Here is a 19,246-nt window from a genome sequence, read left to right on the forward strand (position 1 = left end):
CCGGCACCTGCACCACCTGCCACCGCCCCCTGCCCAGAACCTCCGCCACCAGCCAGAACCCAAGAGCCAGAGCAACCTAACGGAGTCCTACTAGCACTTTGTGGCCGCGAGCTTCCCCACTGGCGGCCGGATACCTCCCCGGACCTGGACGGACACCGGCCAGCGAAGCTGGCCGGTGTGAAGAACAGCAGGGAGATCATGGAAATCCTGGAGGCGTACGACCTCACGGGGAGTTACCGCGCTGCGGCCGACCTGGCCGGCGTCGACCACCACACGGTGAAGCGGTATGTGCAGCTGCGCGAGCAGGGCGAGCGTCCTGTCGAGCGGCAGCACCGTGCCCGCCCGATCGACGAATATATGGACAAGATCGAGGAGTTGGTGGCCGCCTCGAAGGGGCGGATACGCGCGGACATCGTGCACCGGCGGATCACTGCGATGGGCTTCACCGGCGGGGACCGCACCACCCGCCGAGCGGTCGCCGAGGCCAAGGCGAGGATGCGCTCCGGGCACCACCGGGTCTACCGGCCCTGGATCGCCGAGCCGGCGCTCTGGCTGCAGTGGGACTGGGGCGAGGGCCCGCGCATCGGCGGAAAACGTACATCGTTGTGGTGCGCCTGGCTGGCCTGGTCGAGGTTCCGGGTCGTCATCCCGGTCTTCGACAAGACCCTGCCGACGATCGTGGCCTGCCTCGATGCCACGCTGCGGCGGATCGGCGGCGTCCCCACCTACGCGCTCACGGACAACGAGAAGACCGTCACGACCGAGCACATCGCGAACATCGCGGTCCGCAACCCCGAGATCGTCGAGGTCGGTCGGCACTACGGCATGACCATCCGCACCTGCCTGCCGGCGGATCCCGAGACGAAGGGCGGCAGCGAGGCGACCGTCCGCATCGCGAAGGCGGACCTGGTGCCCACCTCGGCGAACCTGCTGCCCCAGTACAAGACGATGGGACAACTGGAGGCGGCCTGCCGGGAGTTCTGCGACACGGTCAACGACCGCGTCCACCGCCAGAGCCGACGCCGCCCCGCTGAGGCCCTGCTCGAAGAGCAACAGCGACTCCATCCACTGCCGAAGCAACCGTTCACGGTCGCGTTCGGCACCACGCGGCGGGTGAACTGGGAGTCCACCATCTCCGTTGAGGGAGTGCGCTACTCGGTCCCGCACCAACTGGTCGACACCCGCGTCTGGGCCCGTTTCCACGGCGACGAGCTGATCGTCACCGCCGTCGGCGAGGACGGGCCCGCCGAGGTCGCCCGGCACGACCGCTCGGCCCCGGGCCACCCCTCGACCAAGGACGAGCACTACCCGCCACGGGAGAACAAGGAAGCCGACCGCACGCCTCGGGCAACCACCGTGGAGGAGGCTGCTTTCCTCGCCCTCGGTCCCGGCGCCGCCTCCTGGCTCATGGAGGCCGCGGCCTCCGGGGCCCGACGGCTCAAGCCGAAGATGGCCGAGGCCGTCGCCCTGGCCAAGCTCCACTCCGTCGCCGAGGCCGACCGGGCCCTGGGCACCGCGGCGATCGCCGGCCGGTTCGCGGAAAACGACCTGATCTCCATCGTCACCTACCAGGCCGGCCTGGAAACCGTCGAGCCCACCCGGGCCACCGAACAGCACAGCCTCCAGCCGGGCACCTCCGCCTGGTCCAGCTTCGGCATCACCAGCGACAAGGACGAGCACTGATGGCCACCCCGATCCGCACCATCACCGGCGCCCACGGCGACCCGCTGGCCGAAGCCATCGAGCTCACCAAGCGGCTCAAACTCCCGCATCTGCGGCGTGCGTTGAGCGACCTGATCCCCACCGCCAAGGCCCAACGCTGGGACCCCGCCGAGGTCGTCCGCGTCCTGCTGGCCGAAGAGGCCGCCGGACGCGACGCGGCGAACCTGCGGACCCGCCGCAAGCGGGCCGGGTTCCCCGCCGGGAAGACCTTCGGCGACTGGGACGAGCAAGCGTCCTCCATAACCCGCCAGGTCCAGGACTCCCTCAAGACCCTCGAATGGGTCGGCCGCCGGGAGAACCTCTGCATCTGCGGCCCGTCCGGGACGGGAAAGTCGCACTTCACGGAGGCACTGGGGCAGACCGCAGTCGAAGCCGGCCTAACCGTCGCCTGGTTCACCATCGAAGACCTCGGCGCCCTCGTCCGCCGCCACCGCGCCGACCACTCCCTCGCCAGAGCCATGACCCGGCTCATCCGCACCGACCTGATCATCGTCGACGACATCGGCCTGCTGCCCGTCTCGCCGGACGCCGCCGAAGGCTTCTACCGCCTGGTCGACGCCGCCTACGAACGGCGGGCACTGGCCGTGAGCAGCAATCTCCACCCGTCAGGCTTCGACGAGATCATGCCGAAGACCCTGGCCACCGCCACCGTCGACCGGCTCCTCCATCACGCTCACGTCGTGGTCACGCAGGGTGAATCGTTCCGCCTCACCGAGGCCACCACCGGGAAGGGGGTGATGCCCCTGAGGTGAACGAGCCCTCAGAACGGCGGAGATATCTGGCCGCCACTGGGGACGCCGAGTCGGCCATGAGCGCATGGAACATCTGGCCGCCACCGGGGCAAACAAATGGCCGTTGACAGGCACCAAGGATGACTTGTCGGAGTCCGTCTCCATCCTCAGCGCCGGTATCTGAGATGATGCTCCACGCCCGAAGTACCGGAAAGTACGGGAAGCACACGGAGCACACATGCAAGCTGCTGTTTATGTCGTGTCCATCGACCCACAGGCCTCCACAGTTTGGTGGGCCAACAGGATCACGAACCTCCCATTCGACTTCTCCCAGGAGCACGAGACTCCGGAGAACCTGGCCATCCTCAAGGACACAGGCGCCAAGGTCGTCGTCATCGCCAACAGAAGGGTGGCGTGGGCAAGACCACCGTCACGCTCAACCTCGGCGCGGTCGTGGCCGATGTCCTGAAGGGCTCCGGCCAGCTTCAGTACATCTTCATCGACACGCCCGGAAGCCTTCAGGACGAGAACCTCCTTCTTGAGGCCCTCAAGTACGCCCACGAAGTCATCGTCCCCATTCCGCCGGAGCCTCTCGCCTTCGACCCAACCGCCCGCACCATCGCGAAGGTCATCGAACCCACCGGCCTGCCGTACAGGGTGCTCATCAACAACTGGGACCCCCGGGACGGCAAGGCCGACCTTGAGGAAACGCGCGACTACATCGCCGCACAGGGGTGGCCGGCCCTGGAGTCGGTGATACGGCGCTACAAAGTCCACACCCGGGCATCTGTGGAAGGCAGGGTTGTCACTCAGTACGAGGAGAACCGCCCTTCGTACAAGGCACGCGAGGACTTCTACCGCCTGGCCATCGAACTCGGCTATGGCGGTGGCCGCTGATGGGACGCCGTACCAGCCTCGCTTCCCTCGCCGGCGCCAAGGTCGAAGATGTGCCCGGCAAGGGCGACGCAGTACTTCTCTCATTGCCGCTGGACAAGCTGCACTGCACCCGGTTCAACCCACGCCGCAACTTCGGCACCGAGGGCGAACTGCGCGAGTTCGGGGAGAAGCTGCAGAAGGAGCAGCTCCAGTCTGCGGTGGTCGTCTCCCGCGCGGCCTACCTCAAGCTGTGGCCCGAGGAAGCCGAGCGCGTCGGGGCAGCCTCCTACGTCATCGCCAACGGTGAGCGCCGGTACCGCGCAGCCAAGCTCGTCGGGATGCAGGCTCTTGAGGTTGTCCACCGTGAGGACGTCGCCAAGTCCAAGGCTGATTTCCTTGACGCGGTCCAGTCGGAGAACAACGACCGCAAGGACCTGGATCCCATCGAGCGGGCTATCGCCATCGAGACCATGGTCACCGAGCTCGGGGGCGCGGATCACGTGGCTTCCTACTACGACAAGACCAAGGGCTGGGTCAGCCAGCAGCGCAAGCTGCTCAAGCTGGTGCCGGAACTGCAGAACTTGGTGAGCTCGGGCGATATGCCGGTCCGAGTGGCCCGGGACATCGCCGGCCTGCCACAGGAGTCGCAGGCGGTCGCATGGCGGGACGAGCTGGATCGGCGGCGCCTGGAGAAGGAGGCGGCTGCGCAGTTGCGTGCCCAGACTGCAGCCGCGCCCTCCACGCCGCCCTCTGAGATCACACCGCAGCAGGCTTCGGACACGGGGCGGTTTACCGCGGTAAACCAGAAGTCGCCGAATGGGTCTCCCGATCAGGATCCTGATGAGGATGGCGGACGGTTTACCGCGGTAAACCAGAGCGCTGCCCCCGTGAACTCTTCCTCTGCCGAACAGGGTGCTACGTCTGTACCCAGCCCGCGGCATGACGAAGGCGATGCAGCTCTTGTCTCTGCAGCTCAGAGGGACGACGGACAACCGCGCCGGCTGCCGTACGACGACCCCATCTATATCGTTCAGCACCTGCACGTGAAGATGGCCACCGACGACTTCGTGAAGGGTGGGCGCTTCTGGCTGGCAGTCCTGCGCGAAGAGCATCCTGCCGCTTACCGGCTGCTGCTCCAGGAACTGGTGCAGCAGGAGCAGCTGGCCTGATCCTCAGGCTCCTTGGAAACACAAAAAGGCCCGTACACCCCAGTTATGAACTATGGGAGCGTACGGGCCTTTTTCGTGCTTGGTGTTGTGTGTCAGGCCGCCCAGGTTGCCAGAGCGCCTTCGTCGGGGTTAGGGATGTTGGCTGCGGCCGCCGGGTGCCTCATCGCGGTGAGCGGTACAGCTCCGGACTCGGTGCTGGGTGTCGTCCCACTCACAGCCGCACGGGCGGTCCCGATGCGGGTGCCGCAAGAAGACACCGTGCGTGTGGACGGCGCGCGGGATCCGAGGAATGAGCTCCGCCGCGTCGACGTCCGGGTAGAGATGGAGGTTGCGCCAGCCGTGGATGCGGTCCATGTACGCGGCGGCCTCGATGACGTTGGCCCACCTCTGGTGTCCGAGCACGACGAGAGCCACCAGGTAGAGGCGGTCGTCGGCCGGGTCGTCGATGCCGGAGAGGTACAGGCCGCGGTGGGCGACGAAGCCGCTGTCGGCCGCGTCGTCGGCGCAGGGCCTCCAGAGCTGTTCGACGGGGTGCATGGTGCCGTCGTCGCCCTCGCTGGTCTCGATCTCGTACAAGGGCATGGCGGTCACGCGCTCACCCCCGCGAGAGCGTCGGCCATGAGTGCGACGGTGTCGGCGCCGTGGGGGTCGACGTCGCGGGAAGCGAACAAGGTCTGGGTGTAGGGACCGAGGCGGAGCAGCGTGAAGCCGGTGTCGTCGCGGCGTCGGGCTTCGGTTCCGGTGTGGGGGATGTGCGCCATGTGCGAGGACCGGGAGGCCAGCGCCGGGAGGACCTGCGTCGCCGGACCTGCCAGGACTGCGGCACCGTCTTCCGGACGCCGACACCGGCCAGGAGGGCGACGTGATGTGCCTGGCGTGCGACGAACGCCGCGAGCGCGCACGGCGGGTGGCCCGGTCGCTGGTCGAGCGCTCGTGCCGGCGGTGTCTGGTGCAGCTGTACCCGCTCATGGTGTGGGCGGCGATGAGCGAGCCCGAGCAGGCGATGGCCGACTGGCACTGCACCCCGTGCGACCAGGAGACCGAACGCGAGCGTGGAGACGCAGCGGCGGGCGAACGGCTCGAGACGCTGCTCAACCCCGGCGGCGAGCCGGATCCCCGCGGAGGCCACGGCAAACACAAAATCACCGACGTCATGGTCGAAGATGCGCCCACCTTCTCCGAGATCCTCCCCCGCCTCACCGAGGCCCTCGCCGGGCGCTGGATCGTGATCTACCACCGGGATTATGACACCGGCCGGCTGGGGTGGGAGCTCCACCTGCATCACCTCGCCCGGGGCACGGTCGACTTCACCAAGCACTCCCGCTACGGCACCCGGCGGCACGCGGCCGCGCAGGCCTGGCTGGACGCGCAGGTGTGGGAGGAGTGCGCGATGGAGCAGTACGCCGCCTTCTTCGGCGACTGGCACGACTACTGGGGCAGCTACACCTGGCAGAAGCTGGGCGGCGGCCACCGGGCCCTGGGCGATGCGCGCGCCGTCATCTCACGGCTTGACGAGATGGCCGGGCGTTTCGAGGTTCCTCGTACAGTTCGGAAGCAAGCAGGAACCCGAGGTGGGTGCGGTTCCGTGCGCCCAGTTGGACCATGAGCTTGGCGATGTGCTGGCGACAGGACCGTTCACTGATGCCGAGACGGCGGGCTATAGCGGCGTCCTTGTCCTCGACCAGCAACAGCCGCGAAATGGCGCGCTGGGTGTCGGAGACGACGAACCCCTCCCGGCGTGACTCGTAGGCCGACGCGAACGGCGAGGCCGCCTGCCAGGCCATCTCAAAGACACTGACCAGGAACGACACCACCCCCTGATGGTGGATGCGCAGAGCGCCGGACCCCTCGTGCAGGGGGATGAAGGCGATCCGCCGGTCGAAGACGATGAGCCTGGGAAAGAGGATGTCCAGGGTGCGGATCTCCGCCCCGACCGCGCTCAGGCGGGACGCGTAGGCTTCCGTGGCGCGACTGAACCGGGCGCTGTGCTGGTAGATGGTGCGCATGGAGACGCCCCGATCCAGCATCGACGTGTCGCGCTCCTGCGCCTGACCGAGGACGTCGACGGGGCGCGGGCCACCGGGCTGGGCCGTTAAGACCTCCGTCTGACATCCTTTGGCTGTCTCCTCCAGCAAAGGGTCGATGTCGGGCGCATCGATTTTGAGCGTGATGTCGGACTGGTTCTGGATCTCCCGCGCGAACTCGCGAGCCTCTCGCAGTGCCGCGAACTCCTGCGCCACGGTGTCGATGCGTCGCTGGGCCTCGTGCAGAGCCTCGTGCAGGGGAGCGGTGGTGCGCGCCTCGGCCACGTCCAGCAGGCGCTGTTCGTAGGCGCCCGGGCTGTCCTGCCGGGGCTCCAGCAGTCCCAGCGCGAGCAGTCGCTCGAAGGCCGGCGCTGCTGCCGACGGCGGCAGGTCCAGATCGCGCGTCAGGTCTTCACGGGTGCCCGCGCCCTGCCGCAACGCCTGGACGTAGAGCTTCTGCAGGGCCTGGATCGCCGAGTCCTGTCCGTTCCGCCCGCTTACCGCCTGTTCTCTTCCCATTCATTCAGCCTTCCTATTTCGGCACTGCATATCCATGATCCAACGGATGTATGGCGGAGGTGAACGAGCTGAAGCAAAGATCGGGTCAGGAGTGGAACTCAAGATGTCGCACTTGGGGGATTCGAAATGAAGAAGGCGAAGAGCTACCTAGTCGCGGCGTTCCTGGTTATTGCGGCGGTGGCCAGCGCGGTCACTGCGGCGCACGAGCCCGCCCCGGCCGACGCCGTCGTCGCTGGGGAGGACACTGGTTGGGGATGAGCCCACGAGCGGACACGAACACCACCGACCGATGGCCGGCACAAAGGACGTCTGTGGATGATGGCAGCGTTCAAGGGCCACGGAATGCCCTACTCGCAAGTCATCCCCGAACAGTTGGCCCAGCGGATCCGTGGCGGAATCGGACGGGGCATCCCCGCCGCCTTCGCCCCCGCGCACTTCCTGGGAGGCGTGACGAGACCTTGAGTGACCTCGCGACCTGCCGCATCTCCCGCGTGCCGGACCGGCCACCCGCCGGCGGCACGCCCCGGCACGACCGGCCCCTCCTGGTCATCGGTGCGGGGCCCAAGGCCCTCGCGCTGGCCGAGAAGTCCAAGGACCTGCACGATGCCAGCTTCAACGTGCCCGAGGTAGTGGCCGTCGAACGCCACCGCACAGCGGCCAACCGGCAGCCCGGAGACGGCTGGACTGACGGACGCCAGCATCTGGGGACCCTGCCCGAGAAGGACCTGGGCTTCTCCTACGGCAGCTCCGCGTGGGGCGACCGCCGTGCCCCCGGGGTCGGCGAAATCGGGTGGCGCCTGGTCGGCTTCAGCTGGACCGGCTACCCGATGCGAACGGCGGCCTGCGGGCGCTGGATCGACCAGGGAAGGCCCCAGCCCACCCATCAGGACTGGGCCGACTACCTCGAATGGACGTCGCTCGAGGCCGGACTGCGTGTGGTCACCGGTGAGGTGCTGAACGCCGAGCACCGGAGGGTGACTGGCTCGTCGCCCACACCGGCAGCGCCCTGGGAGGCGTCGTGCGCGGCTGCGGCTTGCTGTTCTCCGCTTCCGGCCCCTGTGGCGGGGCCGTGACCACCGACGGAGCGCGCATCGAGCGCGCCGTACGCGGCATCGCGCCGCTGCCCACCGACCTGCTCACCGCGCTGCGGGCCCTGGAGGAGAGCCCGACGGTCAGGGAAGCCCTGGGAGACCTCACTACCCGGGCCTGGCTGGAGGCGAGCCGCGCCGACTGGAATGCCTGGCATCGCCTGGTGACCCCATGGGAAGTGGACCGGTACCTGGACGCCGTGTGACGGCCAGCCACCACCGCACCCCTCATCGACCCAGGCAGGGAGAAGCATGTTCAGCGTCGTGGAGACGACCGTCGGCCCGGTGACCGTCCCGAGCACCGACCACCGGTGGACCGTACTGAGCTACATCACAGAACCCGGTATAGGGGAGACCCTGCCGGAACTAGCCGGCTGCACCACGGGACTGTGCTCCGTGCGCGACGGGGCCGCTGCCTTCGCGCGGACTCGAGGCCAGTGGATGGGTTCTGAACTGGGACGCCTTCCTGATCGGCAGACGCTACGCGGGGGCCTTTCTACGCGGGCTGCCGACCGCATGCGCCGACATCGTCTCGTATGCCGCGCGCGCCCATGCCGGTTGTGCCTTCCAGGCACCCTCCAGCCCCGCGTCGAAGCGATGAGGGGACGAGCAGACCAGTGGAGAAGGACGGGAGAGAAAGGTGAACCAGCCGGCCGATCCAGCGGATGCGCACATACTGGCCGCCATCGCACCCGAGGTGCACCACGTCAGCATCACGTCCCTGGTGTTGACCGACTCGCCGCGGCTGGATGCGGGCGACGAACAGCACATCCAGACGCTCTGCCACCACGACGCGGAACTGCCGCCGATCGTCGTCCACCGCTCGACTCTCCGCGTCATCGATGGCCAGCACAGAGTGCGGGCGTACACCTCGCTAGGACGTCGGCACGTGGCCGTCCGGTACTTCGACGGCAGCGACGCGGACGCGTTCGTCCTTTCGGTGCGCCTCAATGCCCGGCACGGCCTGCCCTTGTGCCTGGCAGAGCGCCGCTCAGCGGCGAAACGGATCGTGGGGACGCATCCGCACTGGTCGGACCGTGCCATCGCCGCCGTGGTCGGGCTTAGCCCGAAGACCGTGGGTCGGTTGCGCATCCGTTCGTCCGAGGAAAACGCGCAGTCGAACACGCGGCTGGGCCGGGACGGCCGGGTGCGGCCGCTCAGAGCCGGTGACGCGAGAACCCGCGCCAGCGCCGTCATCGCCGCACGGCCGAAGGCCTCGATCCGCCAGATTGCCCGCGAGGCGGGGGTCTCTGTGGGCACTGCCCACACGGTCCGCGCCCTTATGGAGGCCGGCGTCCCCCTGGCCCCCGAGGACGTCGACACGGCCGACACGGTCGCCGACCGCTACCGGGCACTGTCCCAGGACCCGGGGCTGCGTTACACGGAGCGCGGCCGGGCGCTGATGCGCTGGCTGGACGCACACCTGGTGCTGGGTGAGGAGTGGAGGGTCGTCCTGGACGGGCTCCCCCCGCACTGGTCGGAGACGGCTGCCGGTCTGGCCCGGCGCTGCGCCGCGGAATGGCTGGCCCTCGCCAGGGAGCTCAGCCAGCAGGGCCCAGGCGTTCACGATACAAGGCGTCGACAGGCCGCCGATGATTACGCTATGCCGAAGTGATCGCCCCGGAAAAGTAAAAGAAGGGCAGTCGTGAAAGCACCGGTTCCCGACATTCAGGACCTGACGAAGCTGTGCGGCGATGTCATTGGGGTCGCCCCTCCCACGGCCGACGCGAATTTCATCGAAATCGGTGGCGACTCGCTCATGGCCCTGCGTATCGCGACGCTCATAGAGGAGCGGTGGGGTATCGCCGTCGAGGCGTCCGACATTCTTTTCGCGGAGAGCTTCGCGGAGGTGCACGCCGAGATCGCCGCGCTGCCGCTGAGCAAGGGCTGAGCACGAGCCGAGCAAGTCCGAGAAAACTCACCCGGTCACGCTGAAGATGCATCGAAGGAAGGGAACGGCTCATGAGTCTCGTCGACGTTCACAATGAATGGGACCCGTTGGAGGAAGTCGTCATCGGCTCCATCGAGGGCGCCCAGGTGCCCAGGCCCGGCAAGGACCTCTTCGCCATTGAGTTCGCCGACCATGGCTCGATGGGCCGTATACCCTCCGGTCCGGTTCCCCAACAGGTCGTCGAGGAGACGCAGGACGACCTCGAGCAACTCTGTGCCGAGCTCACGGACCTCGGCGTCAAGGTCAGACGACCGCAGGAGACCGACCACGCGGCGACCGTCTCCACCCCGGACTGGCAGACGGACGGCTTCTACAACTACTGCCCAAGGGACGTACTGCTGACGGTCGGTAACGTGGTCATCGAAACGCCCATGGTGCTGCGCTCGCGATTCCTAGAGCCATTCGCTTACAAGGACATGCTGATCGAGTTCTTCTCCAGCGGCTCCAAGTGGATATCGGCGCCCAAACCCCGGCTCGGCGACGACATGTTCGACGCGGACCGGGAGCCCGGCCACCGCCTCCTCGACCTGGAACCGGCCTTCGACGCGGCCAACATCCTGCGATTCGGCACGGACATCCTCTACCTGGTGTCCGACAGCGGAAACGAAAAGGGCTGGCGATGGCTCCAGGCCACCCTCGGCGACACCTACACCGTCCACCCCTGCCGTGACCTCTACGCCTCCACACACGTCGACTCCACCATCGTGCCGCTGCGACCGGGGCTCGTGCTGCTCAACCCCGAGCGGGTGAACGAGAAGAACATGCCCGGCTTCCTGCGCGGCTGGGACAAGATCTGGTGCCCGGAACTGGTGGACACCGGCTTCGTGGGGGAGCGGCCGTACTGTTCTACCTGGATCGGCATGAACCTCCTGGTGGTCAAGCCCGGTCTGGTCGTCGCGGACAAGCGGCAGCCGGACCTGATACGGATGCTCGAGAAGCACGGGGTCGACGTCCTGCCCCTGTCCCTCACCCACGCGCGCACCCTCGGTGGTTCCTTCCACTGCGTGTCCCTCGACGTCCGACGCACCGGGACGCTAGAGACGTACCTGTAGGACCCCGGTGCCAGAAGGCGGAACCCTTCTCGGACGGCTTTAGGAGAACTTGTGACCGGGATCACTGAGAGGATCCGCCTGCTTGGGATTCTGCGAGCGGCCGGGTGGCCGGTCGTCGGCCTTCTCGTCGTCGCGCTGCTGCTGGAGCGTCTCGTTCCCGCCGCCAGCGCGATGGCCCTCGCGTTCCTCGTGGACGCTCTTGTCCAGACGGACGGCGCCGACCTGTTCCGGTCGGCGCTGGTCCCCCTGGGGACCTTCGCGGTCGTGCTGGTGGTGGGTCATGTCGCCGAGGCCGCCGCGGCGCCGCTGGCGTTCGTGGCGTCCGCGCGCGTCGACGGCCGGCACCGGGCCGCGGTCACCCGCGCGGCCGTGACGAGCCGCAGGATCCAGGCCCTGGAACGCCCCGAGGTGCAGACGCTGGTGCGGGAGGCCCTGGCCGACCGCAGTCGGGGTTACGACTCCACCCCCTCCGACGGCGCCGTGGGCCTGCTGCGCTGGACGGCGAGCGTGGTCGGCGCCGTCGCCGCGTGCCTGGTCCTTTTCGCCTACGCGTGGTGGTTGGTGCCCGTCGTATTGATCCCCGCTGTGGTCAACCGCATCCTGCGCGGCCGATTGGACCTGGGGCTGACGGTACGGTGGAAAGACGCCACCCGGGGGGAGTTGTTCGCGGACGTGTGGCGCCAGGCATCGGTCTCACCCGGCGAGGGGAAGGACATCCGCGTTTTCGGGCTGTCGGACTGGATGGTCGAGCGGATGCAGGCGCACGTCCGGGAGGCCAACGAACCGCTGTGGTCCTACATCACCACGATGCTGCTCTCCACCTGGCGGCAGTTCCTGATCGTGTGCGTGGGGCTGATACCCGCGTACGTGGTGGTGGCGCGGAGTGCGGTGGACGGTGGTACCACGGCGGCCGTGGCGACTGCGGTCTTCGCCGCCAGCTGGTCGCTGATCCAGATCCTGGGGCCCAACGCGGAGACCTACCACATCCTGGGAGGGATGCGCGTGCTCCGCGCCTTCGACGCGCTGACCGAAGCGCTGCGCGACGACGACCTCCCCTCCGGCGCAGCCGCCGACGGGATGCCGAGCCGGCTGCCGGACACGGTCACGCGCCCGCCCCACGTCGTGTACGACCAAGTCGAGTTCGCCTACCCCGGCACCGACCGCCAAGTGCTGAAAGGAGTCGACCTCGACATACGCCCCGGGGAACTGCTGGCCGTCGTCGGTCTCAACGGGGCCGGCAAGTCGACGCTCATCAAGCTGCTCGCGGGGCTGTACCGCCCGACGGGCGGACGGATCACCGCGGACGGTCTCGACACGGAGACGCTCGCCCCCGATGTCTGGCGGACCCGGCTCTCCATCGTGTTCCAGGACTTCGTCCGGTACCACCTGTCCGCGGCCGACAATGTGCGCCTCGGCCAGGCCATGGCGGAACCGAGCGCCGAGGCGCTGTCGGCCGCGGCCCGTGAGGCGGGGCTCGACGCGGTGCTAGAGCGACTGCCGTCGGGGTGGGACACGCCCCTGGCGCGGTCGCGGACCGGCGGCGTGGACCTGTCCGGCGGCCAGTGGCAGCAGATCGTGCTGACCCGGGCGCTGTACGCCGTCCACCAAGGCGCGAAGCTGCTGGTGCTGGACGAGCCCACCGCTCATCTCGACGTACGTACGGAATTCGACGTCTTCGACCGCCTGGCCAGGAACAAGGGGGACACCAGTGTCGTACTGATCTCCCACCGGCTGTCTACCGTGCGGCAGGCCGACCGCATCGTCCTGCTGGAGGACGGCCGCATCACGGAGTCCGGCACGCACGAGGAGCTGATGGCCCTCGACGGTGCCTACGCGCGGATGTTCGCCATCCAGGCGGAACGCTTCACACGCGACCTGCCCGAAGAGGCCGGTAGGGGAGGGCTGCTGTGAAAGGCTTCACGAGTCTGTGGAAAGAGATCTTCCTCCTCTCCTGGCTGTCGCAGCGACGGCTCACCCTGCTGACCCTGGCGTCCCTGGCCTGCTCCGTCGTAGCCGTCGCCGCCAGTGCCCTCGCCCTGCGTGAGGCCGTGGACGCCATCGTCCGCGGCGATCGAGGCGCCGCGGTGGCCAGCGCAATCGTGGCGGGCGCCGTCTACGCAGTGAACCTGGTCCTGCAGGACTCGACCGGACTGCTGCGGTCCACCACGGCTGATCGCGTCGGCCGACTGGAACTGCATCCGAGGGTGCATCGGGACATCGCCTCGCTCCAAGGCCTGGACCACCTGGAGCGGACCGACTTCCTGGACCGGGTGACCATAGTCCGGGCATCGACCAGCCAGTTGGCGGCGAGCTTCTGGAACGCCGCACAGGCCGTGGCCAACGTGCTGAAACTGGTTGCCACGCTGCTGCTACTCGGCACGGTCAGCCCCTGGCTCCTAATCCTGCTGCTGTTCGCCCTCGCACCGGTGCTGTGCGACCACCGCGGCCAGGGGACGGTCAAGCGCGTGGAGGTGGAGACGGCGGAGGCCTACCGCCTGCAACAGCACCTGGCCGAACTGGCAGTGAAGGCAGACTCGGGCAAGGAGATCCGCGTCTCCGGGGCGGGGCCCGAGATCGTCGCGCGGCAACAGGAGGCATGGGAGGCCGCGATGGGGCCACGGGGCCGGGCCCAGCTCGTAGCCGGGGCCTGGAAGCTGGCCGGCTGGCTGACCTTCGCTGTGGGCTTCGTCGGCGGGCTCGGCCTGGTCACATACCGCACCGCGCAGGGGCACGGCACGGCCGGGGACCTGGTCCTAGCGGTGACGGTGGCGGCCGGCCTGCGCCAGACCGTGCAGAGCACCGTGGCCAGTACCACCTCGACGGCCGGAGCCCGGCGGGTGATCGAGCCGTACCTGTGGTTCCGGTCCTACGTCGCCCAGGACCGGGCACGCACCACCGGGAACACCCCGCCTCCGCCGGCACTGTCGGAGGGCATCACGCTGGAGAACGTCTCGTACTCCTACCCCGGCACGGACGTCATGGCGCTGGACGGCCTGAACCTGCGTTTCCCGGCCGGTTCCGTGGTCGCGATCGTCGGCGAGTACGGATCGGGCAAGACCACGCTGGTCAAGATGCTCAGCAAGCTGTACCGGCCCGACACCGGCCGGATCCTGGTCGACGGCGTGGAACTCACCGACGTCGACACGGAGCGCTGGCGAGCCCGTTCGAGCGCCACCTTCCAGGACTTCGGACGGTTCCGGACGGTCTTCGCCGAAACCGTGGGCCTCGGGGACCTGCGGAACATCGGCGACCGGGCGGCCGTGCGCGCGGCACTGCGGGCCGCGGACGCCGAGCATCTGGCGGACGGGCTTCCGGCAGGCCTGGAGACCCAGCTGGGGCGGGAACTGGACGGCGTGGACCTCTCGGAGGGGCAGTGGCAGCGCACCGCGCTGGCCCGTGCCTCCATGCGCCCCGATCCCCTGCTTTTCATACTCGACGAGCCCACCGCCTCGCTCGACGCACCGAGTGAGCAGGTCATATTCGAGCGCTACATGACCAGGGCCAGGACACTCGCCCGGCAGACGGGAGCCGTCACGGTCATCGTGTCGCACCGCTTCTCCACCGTCACGGGGGCCGACCTCATCCTGGTGCTGGACAAGGGCAGGCTCATCGAGTCGGGCGACCACGACACCCTGATGCGCCTCGGTGGGCGGTACGCGGAGCTGTACGGCATCCAGGCCACCGCCTACTCCAACTCTTGACCGAAGGAGCCTGGTGCCCATGAGGAACCATTCGCCGCGGTCTGTGCTGCCGCTCTCCTTCCAGCAGGCGGGCATGATCCGGAACATGACGCGCCGTCCCGAGTGCGCCGAACAGTACGACCTCGTCACCCTGTTCCGGGTGGACGGTCCACTCAACCGGGAGGCCCTGGTCGCGGCGGTGGAGGACCTGACACGTCGGCACGCCATGCTGCGCACCGTCGTCACCGCGCACGACGGGGGCCACGGACAGTACGTCGCCGACCCGCCGTGCCGGCGCCTGGCCTTCCGGGAATGGGGGCACCGTGGGGCGTCGGACGTCGCCGGGGCCCTGGCCACCGAGCGTTGCGGGCCCGACGAGGTACTGGACGGGGCCGCGCTGTTCCGAGCGGCCCTGCACACCACCTCCGACGGCACCCTGCTCTCCTTCACCCTGCACCATCTGATCTACGACGGATGGTCGCTGTCGGTCATCTGGCGCGACCTGTCGGAGTTCTACGCCGCGCGCACGCAGGGGCGCCCGGCCCGGCTCTCCCCGCTCACCTACGACTACCCGGACTTCGTCCGCGACCAGCGCCGGTCCTGGCCCGAGCTCGCCGAGCGCTCGATGGGCTTCTGGCGGGACGTCACAGCGGGCGCGCCGTCCGCCGTGTCCTGGTGCCCGCCGCCAGCCGAAGGGGCCGGGGCCGATACCTGGCAGACCGCCCGGCACACCTTCACCGCGGCATCCGGCTCACAGGCCGCGGTGCGCCGCGTCGCTCGCGAGAACCGTATCTCACCGAGCGTGGCGCTGCTGGGGGCCACGGCCTGGGCCGTGGCGCGGACCACAGGGCAGCGGGACCTGCTCCTGGGCACGGACACGGCTGGCCGCGACCGCGGCCGCGGCTGGGACGTGGTGGGGCACTGCGTCAACGCACGCATCACGCGCCTGGCCGCCACGCCCGTGGACCTACCCCTGCGTCTCGCGTGCCGGGCGGGAGAGGCGTGGCGGTCGTCGGAGCCCCACCGTCATGTCTACGAGGATCACGTCCTGGAAGCCTGCGGCGGGCCGGAACCGCTCAAGGTGAACTTCGCTGGCGCCGCGGGCGACGAGTTCGACTCGCCCCGGCTCGGCCCGGCGGTGCTGACCGCCCTGGACGTGCCCGTCCCGGCACGCGACCGCCGGGCGGTGCAGGTCCGCTGGCAGTTCACGGAGGAGGAACTGCGGGGGCGGATCACCTTCCGCCCGGCCGAGGTCGCCGAGGGCGTCGTCGACGAGCTGGCCGCGGCCCTCGCCTCAGCCGTCTGCAAGCTGTCCACCCGGGCGGGTGAGGGACGTGGCTGACGCCCCGGCCGACCTCGGCGACCTGGAACTCGCCCATCACATGGCGGACGTCGCCACCCGGATCGCCATCAGGCACTTCGGACAGGCCAACATACCGACGCGGAGCAAGGACGACGGCAGCCCCGTCAGCGAGGCCGATCTCGAGGTGGACCGCGCCCTGGTGCGGATCCTGCGCTGGGCGCGGCCCAAGGACGGCATACTGACGGAGGAGAGCGGCACGTGCGCCTCGGGCAGCAGACGCTGGATCCTCGACCCCATCGACGGCACGGTGCCCTTCCTGGCGGGAGAGGACAACTGGGGAACCCACATCGCCCTCGAAATCGACGGCCAGCTCCAGGTCGCCGTTCTGAACCGACCGTCCCTCGAACGCCGCTGGTGGGCGGTGCGCGGCGCGGGCGCTCACACAGGACCGGACACCACGCCGGTCTCCACCGGCCGCCGGGTGGCTGTCACCGCCGCGGCGGACCTGGCCACCGCGCGGGTGGGCGGTTTCGTCCCCCCGTCGGAGTCCGCAGCAGCCGCGGCGATCGCCTTGCACGCCTGCTGGGTGCCGGAGTCCTCACCCGTCGTCGCGCTGCTGGAGGGACGCCTCGACGCCGTTCTCGACGAGGGCGGCAACGCCTGGGACATGGCTCCCGGCGCGCTGCTGGTCGCCGAGGCGGGTGGCCGGTTCACCGACCCCCTGGGAGGCGGCCGGCTCGACCTGCACTGGGGGCTGTACGGGGCGGCCGCCGTGCACATGGCACTCGGCACCGTACTCGCCCCGCACCTGCCGGTGGCGGCGGCCACGGCGACACCGGGGACCGTCCGCCGGGAAAAGGAGGGACCGGACCATGCTTTTGCCACCTGAGGACGTAGACCTCGACGTGCTGCGACAGACAGTGACGTCACAGTACGAACAGGCCTTCGGAAAGCTGGAGTTCGTACCGCTCGGCGAGGACAGCTGGGCCTACCGCCTGGGCGGTCTCTGGGTCAGTCTGCGCCGTGACCTGCGGGGTCACGTACCGGCGGCCTACCGGGTCGCCACGCTGCTCAGGGAGGCAGGACTGCACTACGTCCTGGCCCCCCTCACCGGCGCCGACGGGCGCGTCGTCCGCCTGGTCGACGGCTGGCCGGTCGTCGTCTTCCCCTTGGTCCACGCCGAGCAGGTGGCCCGAGCCCGGCCGACGGCGGACGAGTCGGAGCGCATCACCGCCATGATCGAGGAAGTGCACTCGGTGCGCGCGCCCCACGACCTGCCGGTCGAGGACTTCACGCTGTCCTTCGACGCTGACCTGGACGCCGCCACGGCCTTCGCACGGGGCCCGGAGCCAGCCGGCGGCTACCCCGCGCGGCTCCACCGGCTGCTGCGCGCACACCGACGGGAGCTGCTCGCGTTGCGCGCCGAGGCCCGCCGGCTCGGACGGCACTGCGCCGCATCCTTCGACGCCCAGGGCATCACACACGGCGAACCAAGTGCCGCGAACGTCCTGCGGACCCCGGAAGGGCTCATGCTGGCGGACTGGGGCGGTGCGACGGCCGGTCCGCCCGAGTGCGACTGGTTCCACATCGGCAGGACCCTCGGCATTGACGTCACCACACGCTGCCGGGACGCATTCCTCCGCTTCTACGAGATCCGGTGGATTCTCAGCGAAGTGGCGGAATACTCCTCCCGGTTCATGAGGCAGTGCGCGGGAGACCAAGAGGACAAAGCCATGTGGGGACGGCTTCTCAGATATCTTCCCGACGATTGTCTCACTGGCGACGCCCCGAAGGCCGTTTGATAGGATTTCTACATTCACCGAAGCCCCGCCAGCAGTGGTTGACCCCCTTCTGGCGGGGCTTTCCCTGTGTCCGTGCCATTCCTTGCCGGTGTTCATCAGCAATGCGTAGGCGCGTCGGGACTTGAGTAGCCTCCTGAGCCATGGCCGACATGAATTGGAACATGCGCACCGTTGCCCTCGGTGAAACTCGGTACCCGTATTTCTACGGGTACGACTGCATGGACCGGATCGTCACATCGATTGCCGCGCACGACGCGGACAGATTCATCGTCGTCACCGACGACAACGTACTGGCCCAGCACGGTGATTCCCTGTTGCCCGGGCTCGGCGCACATGCTCCCGTCCAGGTGCTCAGCCTTCCGGCTGGCGAGAACATCAAGTCACCGGCCAACCTGGCGTCGCACCTCGAAGAAGCCATCACCTCCGGGGCCACTCGGCGATCCGTCGTCGTCGCGTTCGGCGGCGGAGTTCCGGGCAATCTCGCGGGAGTGGTTGCCGCGCTCCTGTTCCGGGGGGTGCGCCTCGTGCACATTCCCACCACGACCGTCTCGGCGATGGATTCGGTGATTTCGCTCAAGCAAGCGATCAACAGCGGTTCCGGGAAAAACCACATCGGCACCTACCACACGCCCGAAGCGGTCTACCTGGACGTGGCTCTGCTGCGCACCCTGGTGGACCGGGAGCTGCGGTCCGGTCTGTGCGAGGCGACCAAGAACTGCCTGGCCATCCGTCCCGACGCCATCCCGGACCTGCGCCGCGTCCTAGCCCGGGGCGACCTCACGGCGCCGGACACGCTGCTGTGGCTGCTGGAGGAGAGCCTCGAGGCGAAGATCTCCGTCACGGCACAGGACCGCTACGAGCAGCGGACGGGCCTGATTCTGGAGTACGGCCACACCATCGGCCACGCCGTCGAGTTGTGCGACCAGCGACTTCGGGGCTCCGCTGGTATCTCGCACGGCGAGGCCGTGATGTTCGGCATGCTGGCGGCCGCCCGCATCTCCGCGGAGGTCGGCGGCCTCACCCGCGACGACGTGGCCCTGCACGACGAACTCGCGCACGCGCTCGGCGCCCCGGTCGTCGTCCCGTCCGGTCTGGAGACAACGGAGGTCGTCAACGTCGTCCGGCGGGACAACAAACGTGGCTACCTGCCGGTCTCCGGGGAGGAGGCGGCGATGGTCGTCCTGGACAAGCTGGGCACGCCGATGGGTTCGCGCGACCTGCCGCTGGTCCCCGTCCCCATGGACCTGGTCCGGGAGACGGTCGCCGGCCTCCAGGTCGAGCGGCACGGACTGTCCCTCCAGCACTGAGAACGAGCCGCACTCGCCCCGA

At 68.8% G+C, this 19,246-nt stretch carries 20 protein-coding genes; 17 read left to right on the forward strand and 3 right to left on the reverse strand.

Features of this window, described 5'->3' with window-relative positions:
• Window positions 1-177 precede the first annotated feature (177 nt).
• The 4 genes from istA to ACFV9M_RS37535 all read left to right on the forward strand — a co-directional run bounded on the left by istA (window position 178) and on the right by ACFV9M_RS37535 (window position 4,498).
• A complete protein-coding gene (gene istA, locus ACFV9M_RS37520; RefSeq protein ID WP_385075389.1) occupies window positions 178-1,683 on the forward strand; it encodes an IS21 family transposase in 1,506 nt (501 codons plus the stop codon).
• On the forward strand, window positions 1,683-2,474 hold the full coding sequence (gene istB / locus ACFV9M_RS37525) for an IS21-like element helper ATPase IstB (protein ID WP_385075392.1): 792 nt from the start codon (window positions 1,683-1,685) through the stop codon (window positions 2,472-2,474). Before istA ends, istB begins: the two co-directional genes overlap by 1 nt.
• A gap of 393 nt (window positions 2,475-2,867) precedes the next feature.
• Window positions 2,868-3,350: a ParA family protein gene (locus ACFV9M_RS37530; RefSeq protein WP_385075395.1), complete on the forward strand. Its 483-nt coding sequence runs from the start codon at window positions 2,868-2,870 to the stop codon at window positions 3,348-3,350.
• Window positions 3,350-4,498, forward strand: a complete 1,149-nt coding sequence (locus tag ACFV9M_RS37535) for a ParB/RepB/Spo0J family partition protein (protein ID WP_385075398.1) — start codon at window positions 3,350-3,352, stop codon at window positions 4,496-4,498. Before ACFV9M_RS37530 ends, ACFV9M_RS37535 begins: the two co-directional genes overlap by 1 nt.
• Window positions 4,499-4,627: 129 nt before the next feature.
• On the opposite strand, the gene ACFV9M_RS37540 is transcribed toward ACFV9M_RS37535, so the two are convergent.
• Window positions 4,628-5,089: a hypothetical protein gene (locus tag ACFV9M_RS37540; RefSeq protein WP_385075401.1), complete on the reverse strand. Its 462-nt coding sequence runs from the start codon at window positions 5,087-5,089 to the stop codon at window positions 4,628-4,630.
• A complete protein-coding gene (locus tag ACFV9M_RS37545) occupies window positions 5,086-5,259 on the reverse strand; it encodes a hypothetical protein (protein ID WP_385075404.1) in 174 nt (57 codons plus the stop codon). Before ACFV9M_RS37545 ends, ACFV9M_RS37540 begins: the two co-directional genes overlap by 4 nt.
• A gap of 101 nt (window positions 5,260-5,360) precedes the next feature.
• Here ACFV9M_RS37545 and ACFV9M_RS37550 point away from each other — a divergent pair, with 101 nt between their 5' ends.
• Entirely contained in the window at window positions 5,361-6,104 is a 744-nt protein-coding gene (locus tag ACFV9M_RS37550; RefSeq protein WP_385075407.1) for a 3'-5' exonuclease, read from the forward strand.
• On the opposite strand, the gene ACFV9M_RS37555 is transcribed toward ACFV9M_RS37550, so the two are convergent.
• Window positions 5,995-7,041, reverse strand: a complete 1,047-nt coding sequence (locus tag ACFV9M_RS37555; protein WP_385075410.1) for a helix-turn-helix transcriptional regulator — start codon at window positions 7,039-7,041, stop codon at window positions 5,995-5,997. The genes ACFV9M_RS37550 and ACFV9M_RS37555 overlap by 110 nt on opposite strands.
• A gap of 126 nt (window positions 7,042-7,167) precedes the next feature.
• On the opposite strand from ACFV9M_RS37555, the gene ACFV9M_RS37560 reads away from it, so the two are divergent.
• The 12 genes from ACFV9M_RS37560 to ACFV9M_RS37615 all read left to right on the forward strand — a co-directional run bounded on the left by ACFV9M_RS37560 (window position 7,168) and on the right by ACFV9M_RS37615 (window position 19,224).
• Window positions 7,168-7,299 (forward strand): hypothetical protein, encoded by a 132-nt coding sequence (locus ACFV9M_RS37560; protein ID WP_385075413.1) that lies wholly within the window; start codon window positions 7,168-7,170, stop codon window positions 7,297-7,299.
• Between the two features lie 200 nt (window positions 7,300-7,499).
• Window positions 7,500-8,114, forward strand: a complete 615-nt coding sequence (locus ACFV9M_RS37565) for a hypothetical protein (RefSeq protein WP_385075416.1) — start codon at window positions 7,500-7,502, stop codon at window positions 8,112-8,114.
• A complete protein-coding gene (locus ACFV9M_RS37570; RefSeq protein ID WP_385075419.1) occupies window positions 8,111-8,335 on the forward strand; it encodes a hypothetical protein in 225 nt (74 codons plus the stop codon). Before ACFV9M_RS37565 ends, ACFV9M_RS37570 begins: the two co-directional genes overlap by 4 nt.
• 434 nt (window positions 8,336-8,769) lie before the next feature.
• Entirely contained in the window at window positions 8,770-9,744 is a 975-nt protein-coding gene (locus tag ACFV9M_RS37575) for a ParB N-terminal domain-containing protein (protein WP_385075422.1), read from the forward strand.
• A gap of 30 nt (window positions 9,745-9,774) precedes the next feature.
• Complete coding sequence (locus tag ACFV9M_RS37580; protein ID WP_385075425.1) at window positions 9,775-10,020, forward strand: acyl carrier protein; 246 nt, start codon at window positions 9,775-9,777, stop codon at window positions 10,018-10,020.
• A 71-nt stretch (window positions 10,021-10,091) separates the two neighbouring features.
• A complete protein-coding gene (locus ACFV9M_RS37585) occupies window positions 10,092-11,132 on the forward strand; it encodes an inosamine-phosphate amidinotransferase 1 (protein WP_385075428.1) in 1,041 nt (346 codons plus the stop codon).
• Window positions 11,133-11,183: 51 nt separating this feature from the next.
• Window positions 11,184-13,043, forward strand: a complete 1,860-nt coding sequence (locus ACFV9M_RS37590; protein WP_385075431.1) for an ABC transporter ATP-binding protein — start codon at window positions 11,184-11,186, stop codon at window positions 13,041-13,043.
• Window positions 13,040-14,833 (forward strand): ATP-binding cassette domain-containing protein, encoded by a 1,794-nt coding sequence (locus ACFV9M_RS37595; protein WP_385075434.1) that lies wholly within the window; start codon window positions 13,040-13,042, stop codon window positions 14,831-14,833. Before ACFV9M_RS37590 ends, ACFV9M_RS37595 begins: the two co-directional genes overlap by 4 nt.
• Window positions 14,834-14,852: 19 nt before the next feature.
• Window positions 14,853-16,154, forward strand: coding sequence for a condensation domain-containing protein (locus ACFV9M_RS37600; protein ID WP_385075437.1), 1,302 nt, complete (start codon window positions 14,853-14,855; stop codon window positions 16,152-16,154).
• On the forward strand, window positions 16,147-17,004 hold the full coding sequence (locus ACFV9M_RS37605) for an inositol monophosphatase family protein (protein ID WP_385075440.1): 858 nt from the start codon (window positions 16,147-16,149) through the stop codon (window positions 17,002-17,004). Before ACFV9M_RS37600 ends, ACFV9M_RS37605 begins: the two co-directional genes overlap by 8 nt.
• Window positions 16,988-17,917 carry an aminoglycoside phosphotransferase family protein gene (locus ACFV9M_RS37610; RefSeq protein WP_385075441.1) on the forward strand — a complete coding sequence of 310 codons (930 nt, stop codon included), beginning with the start codon at window positions 16,988-16,990 and terminating at the stop codon, window positions 17,915-17,917. The genes ACFV9M_RS37605 and ACFV9M_RS37610 overlap by 17 nt, the downstream gene beginning before the upstream one ends.
• A gap of 140 nt (window positions 17,918-18,057) precedes the next feature.
• A complete protein-coding gene (locus ACFV9M_RS37615; RefSeq protein ID WP_385075444.1) occupies window positions 18,058-19,224 on the forward strand; it encodes a 2-deoxy-scyllo-inosose synthase in 1,167 nt (388 codons plus the stop codon).
• Window positions 19,225-19,246 lie beyond the last annotated feature (22 nt).

The sequence above is a fragment of the Streptomyces sp. NPDC059895 genome, assembly GCF_042731035.1.
Lineage (GTDB): Bacteria > Actinomycetota > Actinomycetes > Streptomycetales > Streptomycetaceae > Streptomyces.